At 60.9% G+C, this 14,022-nt stretch carries 11 protein-coding genes and 1 pseudogene; 1 reads left to right on the forward strand and 11 read right to left on the reverse strand.

The genetic code is table 11. The features are described from left to right. Positions 1-218 (reverse strand): annotated as a pseudogene (locus AC0L2P_RS25825) (NADP-dependent oxidoreductase); the annotation flags it as partial. A gap of 161 nt (positions 219-379) precedes the next feature. On the opposite strand from AC0L2P_RS25825, the gene AC0L2P_RS25830 reads away from it, so the two are divergent. After that, the gene (locus AC0L2P_RS25830; protein WP_473505266.1) at positions 380-1,264 is read left to right on the forward strand and encodes a LysR family transcriptional regulator; all 885 of its coding nucleotides are present in this window, start codon (positions 380-382) and stop codon (positions 1,262-1,264) included. 695 nt (positions 1,265-1,959) lie between these two features. On the opposite strand, the gene AC0L2P_RS25835 is transcribed toward AC0L2P_RS25830, so the two are convergent. The 10 genes from AC0L2P_RS25835 to AC0L2P_RS25880 form a co-directional block, all read right to left on the reverse strand. Next, a complete protein-coding gene (locus AC0L2P_RS25835; protein WP_473505268.1) occupies positions 1,960-4,128 on the reverse strand; it encodes a type IV secretory system conjugative DNA transfer family protein in 2,169 nt (722 codons plus the stop codon). 9 nt (positions 4,129-4,137) lie between these two features. Further along, positions 4,138-5,160 (reverse strand): P-type DNA transfer ATPase VirB11, encoded by a 1,023-nt coding sequence (virB11, locus tag AC0L2P_RS25840; RefSeq protein WP_473505270.1) that lies wholly within the window; start codon positions 5,158-5,160, stop codon positions 4,138-4,140. Positions 5,161-5,174: 14 nt separating this feature from the next. Beyond that, the gene (gene virB10 / locus AC0L2P_RS25845) at positions 5,175-6,629 is read right to left on the reverse strand and encodes a type IV secretion system protein VirB10 (RefSeq protein WP_473505272.1); all 1,455 of its coding nucleotides are present in this window, start codon (positions 6,627-6,629) and stop codon (positions 5,175-5,177) included. Continuing rightward, positions 6,630-7,433 carry a TrbG/VirB9 family P-type conjugative transfer protein gene (locus AC0L2P_RS25850; protein WP_473505274.1) on the reverse strand — a complete coding sequence of 268 codons (804 nt, stop codon included), beginning with the start codon at positions 7,431-7,433 and terminating at the stop codon, positions 6,630-6,632. Beyond that, positions 7,430-8,140 (reverse strand): VirB8 family type IV secretion system protein, encoded by a 711-nt coding sequence (locus AC0L2P_RS25855; protein WP_473505276.1) that lies wholly within the window; start codon positions 8,138-8,140, stop codon positions 7,430-7,432. Before AC0L2P_RS25855 ends, AC0L2P_RS25850 begins: the two co-directional genes overlap by 4 nt. Before the next feature lie 79 nt (positions 8,141-8,219). Next, on the reverse strand, positions 8,220-9,227 hold the full coding sequence (locus AC0L2P_RS25860) for a TrbL/VirB6 family protein (protein ID WP_473505278.1): 1,008 nt from the start codon (positions 9,225-9,227) through the stop codon (positions 8,220-8,222). A gap of 212 nt (positions 9,228-9,439) precedes the next feature. Next, positions 9,440-10,174, reverse strand: coding sequence for a type IV secretion system protein (locus AC0L2P_RS25865; protein WP_473505280.1), 735 nt, complete (start codon positions 10,172-10,174; stop codon positions 9,440-9,442). 11 nt (positions 10,175-10,185) lie between these two features. After that, positions 10,186-11,346: a transglycosylase SLT domain-containing protein gene (locus AC0L2P_RS25870; RefSeq protein ID WP_473505282.1), complete on the reverse strand. Its 1,161-nt coding sequence runs from the start codon at positions 11,344-11,346 to the stop codon at positions 10,186-10,188. Then, positions 11,330-13,732: a VirB4 family type IV secretion/conjugal transfer ATPase gene (locus AC0L2P_RS25875; protein WP_473505284.1), complete on the reverse strand. Its 2,403-nt coding sequence runs from the start codon at positions 13,730-13,732 to the stop codon at positions 11,330-11,332. Before AC0L2P_RS25875 ends, AC0L2P_RS25870 begins: the two co-directional genes overlap by 17 nt. Next, complete coding sequence (locus AC0L2P_RS25880) at positions 13,729-14,022, reverse strand: VirB3 family type IV secretion system protein (protein ID WP_473505286.1); 294 nt, start codon at positions 14,020-14,022, stop codon at positions 13,729-13,731. The genes AC0L2P_RS25875 and AC0L2P_RS25880 overlap by 4 nt, the downstream gene beginning before the upstream one ends.

The following is a 14,022-nucleotide window of genomic DNA, read 5'->3' on the forward strand; positions in this document are numbered from 1 at the left end:
CCCCCTGACATCAGACCCCCCACTCCAAAGCCAGCGGCGTAGTTTTTCGCCTGACTGATCCTCCCGCGCATGTACGGATCCACGGAAAGCCACAATGTTTTGGCTAGCAACTCTCCTTTTGTGGCTTCTGGGATCGGGCGATCTTCCAACATCCAGTTGCCGACCGTCGGCATTCCCGAGGGATAACTCCGAAGTACCCAGCTAGGATTTCTGATCATGGGGGCCTCCTTACGAGCCGCACGTCCGAGTTTGGGGGCGGGCTCCGTCCCTCGAAGCCCCTCTTCCACCGAACTGCTTTTCCTCTTATGGAATAGATTGCATTTCGTGATAATACGCCCGCTCTGAGAGACATTGTTTTGCATTTTGCAAGAGTGGGACGATGGACATAATCACGGCAATGCGCATCGCCATCGAAGTCGCGCGCCTCGGCAGTTTTACCGCAGCAAGCAGGGAGTTGAGGCTTTCCGCGCCCTCAGTGAGCCGGATTATGGGGGAGTTGGAGGCCGATTTAGGGGTCCGTCTCTTCAACCGCACGACCCGTCAACTCGACCTGACTGACGCTGGTCTCGAGTTTGTGCAAAAGAGTTCTGGCATACTTGAGGAACTGGATAACATGCGAAGCGTGGTCCGAGAGCGCCACGACACTCCGCGCGGGCAACTGCGTGTATCGTGCGTTACGGCTTTTGGCAACGAATGCCTAGCGCCGGCGCTGCCTGAGTTTTTGCAAAGGTTTCCTCAGCTGGCCATCTCCCTTGAGCTTGGCAACCGCTTCGTTGACCTTATCGAAGAACATTACGATGTTGCAATTCGGGTCGGCCCGTTACGGGATTCGTCGATGGTCGCCCAGAGGATTTCTTCACAAAAAATATTGTTTGTCGCCTCTCCCGCGTTTTGCGGAAGGTTTGGTATGCCAAAATCATTCGACGAAATCAGGCGCTATCCATCGGTCACGCAAATAAGCGGAGAATGGGGCAGAATACACCAGTTTAGACATTTAGGAGAAATTGTCGATTTTGAAATAGGGCAACACTTTACAATGAACTCCGCCCGCGCCGTGAAGAATGCGTGCCTGACAGGCTACGGCTATTCCTTGCTAGCGGATTTCATGATTGCAAAGGATCTTGCAGAAAACCGCCTGGTGCAGCTGCTGCCAAACTACGAACCCGTGGACCAGCCAATTTACGCCTTTTATCCGCAACGGCGGCACACGCCGCAGAAGGTTCGAGTGTTCATTGACTACTTAACTGAGATTTTCGGGAGTTGATCACCCAGACGGCGGCCAGCATCTTTCCTTCTCTGTCTTGGGCGGCGCCACACCAGCCGCACCTCCTGCAGAAACGCGGCGGCGGCGTGCGAACTGCAGCATCAAATCCGGCTTGGTAAGTAAGGACGTGGTCAGGGGAAGATAAGCCTGTCCATATCATAGTTGGAACTTCGATCTTGCCGGGCGGCTAGCGGCCGCGAGGGAAAGTGGCGAAGACAAGAAATTCATGGGTTCGGGCCTCTGCCTCAAGCCTGTACAGGTGGGCTTTCTGGCAGGTTTTGTGTTCGTGAATCTTGACGCGGGGGGCGCTCCGTTCTCAGACTTTATAGCCGAATTGGCAGTCAGCATCGCCAATGTTATCCCTGACCTGAGCGGGTACCGGGTGCGCGAAGGTCGTGATGGTTCCACTCGTGGCTTTACTCCTTAGGTTGCGTCCGAACGGTTGGACGCGGTGTCCACGCTTGGCATCGCCCTTATTGCTTCGGCCGGCATCATAGTAATCCGTCGCCGTCCATCTTAACCAATCGTGCGTAGCTACAGGATTTCGGCTCGTGATCTTGCAGATGAGGGGCTGCAACGAGCCCGGGTGCTCGTTGGCCGATCGCGTAGTTGCAGGCGCCATGGTTATGCCGGACTCCGACCGTGCGGGATCAACCCCCGCCTTTGGATTGACAGCGCTACGCTTGTCAGGCGGATTAGTCATCCAGAACGTCCGGCAATTCTTCCGCGACGACGCTTAGATTGCGGTCGAATGTCTGGGCATCGGCCGACTGCGGATGGAAAGATTTAGCCTCAGAGAGAATGGCCGCAATCACAGCCTCTTTTTGCGGCGAGATCCTGGTCGCCGCCGCGCGGGCCGCCAAAACCGAAAAATCGATGGCGTTGGCTGCTGCGGGCGCCGCTGCCGGCGGGATGAGGCTCGCCTCAATCCCGGCTGCGTTTTGCGAGGCGGGCAAGCGACGGCGAGCGACTGGCCGCTCGGCACGTCCGATTTTTGCAGCGAAGGTCGCACCGCGCTGCAGTCGCGAGTGTGTGATGCCGGAGCGGTAACGAGGCCCGACCGGCACGATCGACTGGACGGACGGGGAGGGGAGGGGAGCGGCGGCAGCGACCGGTTTGGCGTGCTTTGCGTTCGCCCTTTCCGGGAGCGTCATGAAAGCCCGCTTGGAGAGCTCCCGATCAGCGAAATAGAAATTGCGAGTCGCAAGGATTGCATTTTCGCCGCGCGGCAGAATGACGACCTTGCTCTTGTCCATGGTGCGAATTTCGTCCGGACGCATCAACGGCCGACGCACTTGCTTGCTGTGAACGGAGCGCGTGTAATAGGTGTCGAAAAGGCTGGCCTGCGTCCTGGTGACGTCCTTCTGCGGTTCGGACGTTTCGCCCATCTGCTCGGAGACGTAGCGCAGATCGTCGGTCTCCTGGGCGCCGAAGAAGATCTGGACTCGGGCAGCGTTGATCAGCGTTTCGCGGCTTTCTTTCCGGTAGATCTCGTCGACCGATTTGAGCGACTGCACGAAAAACCACATCGGCACGCCGTGGCCGCCAAGGACGGTCGCCATGTCCGTCACCTTCTCGAGCTTGCCGAGGTTCTGAAATTCATCGAGCAGGACAAGCACCTGGTGCTCGCCGGGGCGTGGCATCGATTCGGACATGAAGTTCATCATCTGCGTGATGAGCACATTGAAAAGCGGGCCCAGCGAAGCCATCTGCTCGCGCCGAAAATCGAGATAGAGCGAGACCCGCTCGCTCTTGAGATTGCGGATGTCGAAGGAGCTGCGCGAGGTGGCCCGCATCAATCGCTCGTTCAGGAAGGGCGCCATGCCGGTGCGCACGCCGGCATAGAGACCGGAAAACTGCTTCTCCGCCATATCCGCATAGGGCAGAAGCGTCTGCAGCGTGAAATCGGACACTTCGTGCCGGCGGGTGTCGCGCAGGCTCGCCAGGAACTCCAGGATCGGCTCGTCGGCGCCGTTCATGATCTTGAGGATGGTGGCGAAGCTGCGGTTCTCGTCGGCGATCCGCGGGGAGTCCATGACGTAAGAGGCAATGCCGGTGAAGAGGAGGCGGGCATCGTTGACCCAGTAAGGATCGGCATTCGCAGGCGGCCGCGGAAAGAGCGCGGCCGCCATGTTGCGCAGGTCGATGTCCCGCTGAGCCGAATCAAGCGAAATAAAATCCATCGGATTATAGAAGGCGGTGTTGCCGTCGCGGTCGGCCGGCGCGAAGCGGACGACCTGACTGAAGGTGGCCCGGTGGCCGGCCGTAGCTTCATAGGTCTCGCCGCGCAGATCGAGCACGACCAGCGAATGGGGCCACATCAGCGCGTTCGGAATGATCAGCGCCGCGCCCTTGCCCGACCTTGGCGGTCCAATGACGAAGCCGCCAACGTCATCGCCGTCGATCCATAGTTTCTTGCCACCGCGAACTCTTGGGCGCGTCAGGCGCAATTTGCCCGTGCGCCGATCGCGGTGGGGGGCAAAGACGTTGACCAGTCTGCCGCCGGCGCGTCCGATGAAGATCCCCCTCGGCTTCAGCAAGCCGGCGCGGCGAACGTCCGTCATCGACATGAACTTCGCGTCGTTACGCTTGGGCGGCCGCATCAAGAATGCGATAACTAACGGCAGGACGAAGCCGAATAGGGCTGCGGCGCCGGCATACTGAAGCTTTGCGAAGCTTCCAGCTTTCAGGTCCGTCCAGGCGTAGCCGAAGACTGGCCGCGGGTCCGCATTCAAGCTATCGAAGAGAAAGTGCGAACCGGTCCTGTACCAGTCGGTCGCCGCGTATGCGACCACAAACAGCAACGCGCCCAGCGCCACAGCCATCAAGGCCAGAAAAATCCTGCCGGCGATCTTTTCCATCATGCGACCTCGTCAGATCGTCTCAGCCTTCGTGAACTTGATTTCGCTGATCGATCGGCGCCCGCCTTCGCCGCGCACCATCTGCACGACGACCGGGATCACCTCGCGCAGGTAGTCAAGGATCTCGCTGCGAGAGAGCCCGACATTGCTTTGCATGACCATGAGGGCCAGGCGCTCATAAGCCGAGCGGGCCGAATTGGCGTGAACGGATGTCAGCGAACCAGGATGGCCGGTGTTGATGGCTTGCAGGAAGGAGAATGTCTCGGCACCGCGTAGCTCGCCGATCAGCAGCCGGTCGGGCCGCATGCGCAGCGACGCCTCGAGCAGCTGTTGCGGCGTAACCCGGGCAAGCCCCTGGTCGCCTTTCGAGGCAAGCAACGTCACGGTGTTGCCAGTCGCCGGCTTGAGCTCGCGCGTATCCTCGATGGTTATGATGCGCTCATGAGAGGGGATGATCTTCAACAACGCATTGAGGAAGGTTGTCTTGCCGGTCGACGTGCCGCCGGAGACAATGAGGGAAATCCGATTGCGCACCGCGTATCGCAGAAATTCCAACGGCGAGGTGTCGTTGAGCATCTCGGCGAGCTGCTTTTCTTCGGCCGAGAGCGCCAGGCCGCTGCCCATCTCGGTCTGTTCGAAGGCGCCCATCTTGGCGTAGTCGCCAAGGGTCATGTCCATGATGACCTGCTTGCGGATGGAGATCGCGCCGCCATCGGGGGCCGCCGGCGGCAGCACGCATTGAAAGCGCTCGCCTGAGGGGAGAGCTGCCGACAGTACCGGGGTGACCTCGTTGACGACCTGGTTGGTGGCCGAAGCAACGCCGACCGAGACCGAGCGAATCCAGTTTCTGGTGAGCTCGCGTTTGACGACGTGCTCCATCTCCTTTGTACCCAGGCGCTCGATGAAAACTTCGCCGGGTCGGTTGACGGCGATTTCGGAAACCGATTCTTCCTCCATGTAGGGCCAGATCGGTTCCAGTTCGGCGCGCAGCACCGGTGCGCGCGCCCAGGGGTTCGGCACAGGCTGCACATTCATCTCACCGGAGTCCCCTAGCCTGGATAGTAGGAATCAGCCCCCGACGTCGGCGCCATGAAGAGCGGCGTCGGATCGACCGCCTTTGCCGCCTTGCCGCCGCGCTTCAAACGAGCCAGCTCCTCTTCCACCGGATCCACGTAGAGCTCGGAGAAATCCAGATCCCGGCGCACGAAGACGACGATCGGCGTGCCCTGGTCGACATAGATGGTCGGCGGGATGTTCTGTGTGTCGCGGAACGCCTCTTGTGCCAGCTGCTGCAGCGCCGTCGATGATTTGTCGAAGGCGATGCCGCGGGCGTCGCGTTGCGAACCGGAGCCGCCATAGGTGCTCGTGACGGTCTGCCCTGTCACCGGGTCAACGGTCGTCACCTGCCGTTGCTGGCTGTCGCTGCGATTGTCGGCTAGGGAGGACAGGTACTCCGAAACGCCGCCAACGACCGAAAGCATGATCGCATTGCCGTAGCGTTCAAGCCAATGCGTATCGACGCGGCCGCCGAGACCGCCCCGTCCGAGACGGTCGGCGCCAGGTGAGGCGATGTCGACCGAGACGCCGTCGGAACGGATGACGCGGTTCCAGACGATGAACACACGCTTTTGCCCGCGCGCAATCCCCGAACGATATTCGCCGGTTAGCCGAGACCCCTTCGGGATCAGAATGCGACGGCCGTCGAGCGAATAGACGTCTTCGCGCGCCACCGCGCGAACCATGCCGGGCAGATCGGTGTTGATGGCGGTTTCCAGAAATCCGCGGATCATCGTGCCTTCCGGGATCAACGCATCGGTGCGGCGGAAAACCCGCGCCTTCGCCATCGCGTTCGAATGTGTTTCCGACTGCGCGAGGAAAGCCTTGTTCGGGTCGTTGTCGGCGCCCGGCACCGGGATAAGCTGACCGTCAGCGGCGATCTGCGCCTGCGCCGGCTGATCGTGCCCGGCGGCCGAGTTTGGTTGCTCACTCGTAATCATCTGGTCCGACCGCAGGCGCTCCCACATTGCTTTTTGCCGCTCCGCCTCCTCGGCCTTCCTGCGGGCCTCCTCGTCGGCCGCTTGCTTGCGGCGCGCCTCTTCCTCCTCGGCTTTGCGGCGCGCCTGCTCGGCCGCCAATTGGGCTTCGATGGCGCGCCGCTGCGCATCGAGATCGGCGCCCTGCTCAACCGTCTGATCGACATTGTCGGCCTGTTGCTTGTTGGCTTCGCCTGCCGCGGGCGGCGGAACGACGATCTGGTCGATTGTCTTGTCGGCCGCCTGTGGCGTCTCGGCCAGCGCCGGCGGGCGAAATTCAGGCGGGTTGAAATTGTCGCTCGCATCCGAGGCCGCATCACGAGAGCGCGGCTCGCGGGGCCAATTGATCCAGATCAGCGCGATCGCAACAATCAGCCCCGCGGCGACCATGGCGACTTTGCTGCCCACTCCGGCATAGCGCCTGGCGACGGTAGGCCCGCCATCAAGCTCGTTATAGTCGATGTTGCTCATCTATCGTCCCCTCGCGCTCGGGGAGGAGAAGGGGCCGGCCCCGCGCACCAGCTTCCTCGGTCCGTAGACGACAGAGACAGGATCCATCTTCGACGGCCGGGCTCGATTGTAGAGGCAGAGCGTTTTGCCGTCGGCCCTCAGCGTGAATTGCCGGCCGATCTTGTCAACGATCGTGTATTTTCCCTGGGTGCGCTGATTGACCAGCGATTCCTGGCCTTTTTCGTCGACGACGAAGATGGCCGGGATGTCGCCGGTGAACTCCAGGAACATCTTGGTGCCGTCGTCGAAAGCAACGCGCGGCTTCAGGCCATCATCGCCGGCATAGACGTAATCGTAGTTGAGATCGGCATAGTTGAGGTTCTTGAGGTCGGGATCGGCAGCACTTTTCTGGGCCTCGGAAAGCAGGCGCGCGTCTTGAACCTCATCCGCATATCTGAACCGGACCTGGAACGACGCACGGTCGCGATCGCTGTCGGTGGCTTTGAGCAAGAGCGAATAGACGCGCCGGTCGGTAATGACGTTGACATTCGTCCAGGCGTCCCGTTCGAGCGGCTTGATGAACAGAAAGCGCGAGCCGCGTTTGGGCACAATCGACCAGCCCTTCGTGTCGCCGGCTGAAACTGTTTCGATCACCTCGGACGGGCTGAGCTCGATCATGGTGGAGACGCCGAGCGCGGCATTGACCGTCGTCACATTGTCGTTGTCGAAAGGCACGTAGCGGATACGATAGTCGCGCCCGACAGCGTAGCTGGTCGAGCCAAGCAAAATCAGCAGGGAGAGAGCGGCGCGAATGTGGGCCTTCATTGCGCGCTCCCGGCCGTTGGTGCGGACTCCTGATCGCGACGGTATTCGATCACCTGGAAGCCAAGCGGATTGTCGAAGCGCCATTCGTTTTTGATCGGCGTCGTCGTGTAACGGAACTTGACCACGGCCACCCAATTGTCGGCCGTGGAAGAGTTCTCGCGACGCGTCGTGGTCGAAAACCGCACCGACGCCGTCGTGCTGTTGAGCAGGGACACCGACTTGACGTCGACGGAAATGGTGACGTTGCGCCCGTAGACCTTGTCGAGGGATTGCGCGTTGGACGGCGTGTAAGCCCAAGTGAAATCCCTGGACGCCGTTCCCGTCGAATAAAGCTGCGCAAGATCGTAGTTCTGCTTGATCTCGCGCGGGTCATAGGTTTCACGGGCGCGGATATAGCGGACGAGATTGGCGGCCGTGACCGCCTCATTCTGCGACAGATCGCCGGGTTTCAGCGCGCGCGCAACTTCGAGATATCCGGTCGTCTTGTCGACCTCGATCACATAGGGCTCGAATTGCTTGAGCGGGAGGATGAGCACGAGCGTCAGCAACGAGAGCCCCGCAACCACACTCGCGACGCCGCTGACGAGCCAGGCCAGCGTGCGCGAACGTCTCAGAGACCTGTGCGTGTCGTCCTCCCATGTCGCGCCGGCCTGATAGTAGCGCTCGTCAACGAGTCTGCCGGGCTCGGCGGGGGTGCTTGCCTGCATTGTCGTCACTTTACTTTAGCCTCATTGCCAAACTCCCACTGCAGCCTGAAGCCGCGCTTCTCAAGCGGATGCCTGCGGTCTATGCCAGGGGTCTCGCGTTATCGCGCGCCGCCTGCTGAATGGATGATCGAGCCGCCTCGCTGCTGCGGGATGATCTCAGCCGCTGCCACCGGTTTGCGACAAACCGCGCTCCGGAATAGCGGGCGACATTGCCAGGTACATTGCCATAAGAGCGGTATGCGCCGACTGTGCTGAGATAGCCGCCGCCGTTCAGGATCGAGGCGATCGCCGGGATTTGCATGAGCACATAGATGCCGATGATCGTGACCAGGACGAGCGGCAGGACCATCGACATCTTGTTGTCGACGCTGGCGCCTCCCGACGTGGCAGTGTTCAAGGCAAGATTGACCAGCGAAAAATAGAAGCCCAGGAAGCCGTAGATGAGGATTTGCTGGATAATCAGATAGGTGGTGAGCGAAATGAAGCCCTCGCTCATCCGCGTTGACCACCGGTAGAGCCAAAGCACGATCCAGACCGGCGCCAGCGCCAAAGTGATGAACAGCATGATCTTGGCAGCGATGATTGCGGCGATCGCAAGCGCCGAAAAAATGATGGCGGCCAGTAGCACGATGGTGGAAAGCAGCGCACCGAATATGTCGTAAAAAGTGCCGCTGTAGACCTGATTGGCAACGTCCTGGGCACCTCGGTAGAGATTGTCGATCAGGGCTGGAATGGCATCTTGATCCGAGAGCTGGTTGCCGGTGGCGCGCGAGACGGCCCCGACGATGATCTTGCCGATTTCGCTGGGCACCGCCTGCACGAGCTTATAGATCGTCTCGGAGAACGTGCCCCACCCATTCAGCAGCAGATAGATGACCACCGCCCGACCGAGGCGGTAGCCGGACTCGATCGGAGAAATCGCCTCGCGGCCGCTGAGGATCGAGTAGCCCCACCAGATCATGTAGACGGTGAGCATGAGCGCGTAGACATTCCCCAGCGCATAGCCGAGCTGCATGTAGACGCTGGAGACAAAGCCCCGTCCGACGTCATCGATGCCGCCCAGAATGCTTGTCGCTAGCCCGTTCATCCAGCCTCGACAACACGATCGAAGGGCGCAGCGTTGACCGGCTTCAAGGGTCCACAGCTTGCGTTGCCCACATAAGCCAGCGGCGCGCACGGCGCCTTGAGCTCGCGACCTGGCCGGGCGCAGCCGCTCACCATGATGCTCGCGAGCGTGACGGCGACCACGCCGATCCGCCGCCACCAAGCTGGCATCCGTTTCGCTCGCGCCCTCAACGATCAGTTCCCGCTTGTGCCGAAGTTCTGGAACGGATTGACTTGCGCCGGCGTCATGAGCTTTTGCACCTGGCTTTGCCGCAAAAGCCGGGTCTTCATTTCCTCGTTGAGTGCGGCGACCGCACCATTCTGCACGCCGATGAGCTCGTTGACCGCACGCGCGTTCTCAAGCTGCATGCGCGTGTTTTGATCGACCGAGCCTTTGACATCCTCGGACTGTCCGATCTGGCCGCTGGCCGACTGCAACGACTGCTCGCGTTGCGCGACGCCTTGGGAGGCCTGAGAGGTGAGGGCGCTCAACAGCGAGGCGACGTTGACGCTGCCGCTATAGGCTGTATTGACGGCACTGCTGCCATTGCCGGTGATTTGCTGGAGCTGTTTGACCAGCTGCAGGCCGTTGATCACCGCTCCGGCGATCTTCTGGATTTCCGGCGACAGCCCGCCGAAGGAGAGGGCGCCGCCATTGAGGATCGAGCCGAAGCTCGGCGCCTGCGCAATCGACATGTTGCCGCCCAGGCCCATTTGGCCGATGCCGAGAGAGCCGTTGCGGCTGCCCGTCAGGGCTTGCAGGATCTGATTGCTCTTCTCGAGGATATCCTTGTTGGAGCCCATGATCGAATTGGTGTTGTCCGCATTCTGGCGGGCAATGTCCAAATTCGCATTGTCGATGACGGCGATTTGCGCATGAGCGGCGCTCGCCAGAAGTGCCGCCCCCGCTGCGATAAAGACTTTTCTCACTCTCAGACCTCCTATTCCTGGATTGCTTCGATCGTGCGCGCCGCGCCGCTTGGATCGGCGTTGATCTGCACGGACGGCGCGTCCTGAGAGACGCTCCCAGCGCTCCGGCTCGCGCAGGGTAGCCAATGGCTGCGATCGAGCCGCAGCCGTTGCAGCTCGGCCGGGTCGCATGAAAATGGATTTGGGGATCCACCTTGCGGTGGCGTGATGGCCCGCGCGGTCTGCGACGCTCCGACGTTGTTCAACGACAGGAACTGTCCGAGCAGGGCGGTGAAGTCCGAGGCCTGGTTGATATATTGGCCGGTCACGTCGGCATTGAGACTTCGAGCGGATGAGTTGAGCTCCCAGGCGTCCTTGTATTCGCCAACTTGTCCGAGGCCGCCGGCGAGCGCGTCAATCCGCGAGGAATTGGCCGTCATCTGCGCGGAGCTGGTGTCGAGGTCGGCCGCGGCTTTGGAAGCCGAATCGAGAGCGCCGCTTTGGGCAGACCCGCCCGGTCCGCTCGATGTCACGATGCTGATCGCCGGTGGGGCCGCCGCCGGCGCCTCTCCGCTGGAGACGTAACTGTCGAAGGTGCCGTGCCAGCGGCCGACGCCTGAGGCCCACTCAGCCTGTTCGGCGGCATTCGAACCATTATAGAAACTCGCCAGGCAGCTATAATTGCTGGCGCCACACTGCGCGACGCCTTTGCCGAGATACTTGACGCCGCCCTCGATGTTTTGCTCGTTGATGTCGCGATCGAACCCGAGCTGCCTGCCCGTTCCCTTTGTCAGCTGCATCACGCCCTTGACGCCGGTGTGCGAGCCGGCACAGCTGTCCAAGCGGGATTCCTGGTAGGCGACCGACAGCGCAAGGCCCTCCGGAACGCCATATTTTTGCGCATAGTAGCGGATTAGCTTTGCGTTTTCAGCGTCGCGGCTCAGCGCCTCGCCAGGCGAGCGGCTGAACATTTGCGACCTGTACTTGTTCGTATAGGTGCAGACGAGGCTCTTTTTCTTCTCCTGCTCGTCGGATTTGGTTTCTTGCGATTTTGTGCTGTGCTCTTCGTCCTGCGCGCGCTTACCCAGATTGGAATTGTCGATGACGGCGATCTGGGCCAGCGCCGGGAGGGCCGCCATCTGCCCCGGCATGATCGCGGCCGCGGCGATCGCGCTGCTAAGCCGCTTCTTCATGCTCGCTCTCCCATCCGCAAAGGTATGGCAGCCACGCTTCCGGCTCTTGCCCGTAAATCTCGCGCAGCCGTTCGCATTCCTTGATGCTGGCTTCGTTGGTCGAGAGAACCTTGATGAGATCGGGCATGCCCGACAAATCGAGCTTGGCCACGATGGAATCGCTGTCGTGCTTGACCAGGAAGGTGCGTGTTTCCTTGGCGGTGCGGCGCACGAACTCGAACTCCTTCGCCGTCAGCGAGAAGCGCGCCATGTAGGAGTCCTTGCTCGCCTTCGGATTGGGGAAAAAGATGTTGGTCTTCGTCTGCTCGATCAGCGAGGACGAGATCGTCGAGTTCACCACATCCTCGGCCGTCTGGGTGCCAAAGCCGACGACACCATTGCGCCGTCGGATCGTTTTCAGCGTCTCGTTAATGAAGGCGGCAAACACCTCGTCATCGAGCAGCTTCCAGCCTTCATCGAGGAACATGAGAAGCGGCGTGCCGTCGATGATCTCTTCGAGCCGATGGAAGATGTAAAGCAGGGCGGCCGAGCGCAATTTTTTGTCGGCCAGGATTTTTGTCATGTCGAACCCGACCACCGGCTTCGAGAAATCGACGAGATCGACGGGGTTGTTGAAGAGCCAGCCCTTGTCGCCAGGATCGAGCCACGGTTCAATTCGCGCCGCGAGATCGTTCATCCCCGGCGCCAGCGAGCCGCGCAGCACTTCTGGCAGCAGCTCGAACGTGCGCTGTTGGCGCGGGATCTTGTAGACCTTGTCGACGGCCGTGTTGATCACGCGCATTTCCGCCATGTCGAGCGAACCGTCGTCAGGGGTGAGGATGTAGCGCAGCAGCCCTTCGAGAAACGTGCGGTTTTCTGCGGTGTCTTCCAACTGGAGGGGGGCAAAGCCGGTGGCCTGCATCGGCTCCATGACTTCGTAGCGGCCGCCGAGCGCGCGGATGAAGAGCTCGGCGCCGCGCATGTAGTCGAAGTAGACGCATCGCGGTCGCGGCGAAATCCGCATTGCCTGCGCCATCAGGAATGACAGCACGACCGTCTTGCCCGAACCGGTCGGACCGAAAACCGTGAAATGGCCGACGTCGTGGACGTGAAAGTTGAAATAATAGGCTGTCTGGCTTGTCGTCTCGAGGAGCGCGATCGGCCGCTTCCAGTGCAGTCCCTCACGCTGGCCTGAGGGAAAATTGTGGCCCGAGAACAGCCCGGCAAAGTTCAGCGACGAGATCAGGGCGCGGCGCGCAATGTAGCTGAAATTGCCGGGCAGCTGTGCCCAAAACGCAAGTTCGGTGTTAAGCGTTTCCCGCACCGGGACGATCGACATGCGCGACAGTTCGGCGGTGATGTCGGACAAGGAGCGGTTGAGCCCTGGTACGTCGGCAGCCAGCGCCATCACCGTCATGTGGTGCTGCCCGAAAATGACCTCGCCACCGGCAAGCTTGTCGGCGCCGGCGTGCACGGAATCCTCGACCGTGGTTCCGGCCTCATCCGAACCGCTGACCTGGTTCGAGATGGTGTTGATGCGGCGCATGGCCGTCACGCGATCTTCAATCGCGAATGATTGCGTGAGAATGAATTCATGCGGCAGCCGCAACAGGCCATCAAGCGAGCCGGGTGCGGTGAAGGGCGGGTATTCCTTGATCGACACCATGGCCCCGATCTTGCTCGCCTGTGCCCCCTTGATCTCCAGAGCGGACTTGCCAAAGAAGATTTGCCGGGTCCCACAGGAACTCGCCAAACTCATGCGCGGCAGCGGCATTTCCACATCCGCGCCGCCGGCAAGGATCTTGGCGATGAACTCGGCAGGTTCGGAAAACACACTGTCGCGTCGCGTCACCACGCCCAGGAGCCGCGCGCCATAGGCGGAAAAGTCCTTGGTGACGCCATTGAGGACATCGTGCAATTCGGCCATGGCCTCTTCACGAGTCTCTTCGCCGGCCGTGCTGATGCGGAACGCGTTGAGCGCCTTGTCGACCCAGCCGACGCGCCCGACCATCGGGCGGCGGATGAGCGTCAGGAAAGCTTCGTTGACGAAAAGATTCTTCGAGCCCAACTCGTCCATGTAGCGGGCATCGAGCTCCGCCACGAAAGGGTTTTCGAAATCTCCTTCGATCTCTGGCGTCATATGGCGGCGAATGATGGTCGCATAGGCGGCAAAGCGGGACGTGGAGAGGTTGCGGAATGTCGTGTTGCGATTGAACATGCGGCTGTTGAGCTCTGCCTGATCCATCGTTTGGAAGGGCAGGCCGCTAAGCTGAATGACCCCGAGGAGAAAGCCGCTTTTGGTGACGACCAGGTTGTCGTCGACATGGCGCAAATAGGGGACATGGGCCTCGACAGGCTTTTCCCGTTTGCGTGCTTTCGCGAATTTCAGGTCGGCGTTCACGCTCACGGCGAATAGCTCCTCGCGCCCCAAAAGCCCGCGTTTGCGACCGCGTCCCGTTTCGACAGTCGGCGTTCGACTATGTGGAAGATGTACGGGTCGCGCTGGCACAGATAGGCGCTGATCAAATGGGTCGCGCTAAATAGACCGAGGCCGAGCGTGAAGCTGCTGGTCGCAATGAATCCGATGACGGCAGCCATGCCGTTAAGCGCGAACACCTCGTAGCGCACACCCCATTTCATCGGCGGGCGCGTTAGAGGCAGGCTGACCGGCTCGACATAGACCTCTTCGTCCTCCAT

The sequence above is a fragment of the Mesorhizobium sp. WSM4836 genome, from assembly GCF_055811815.1.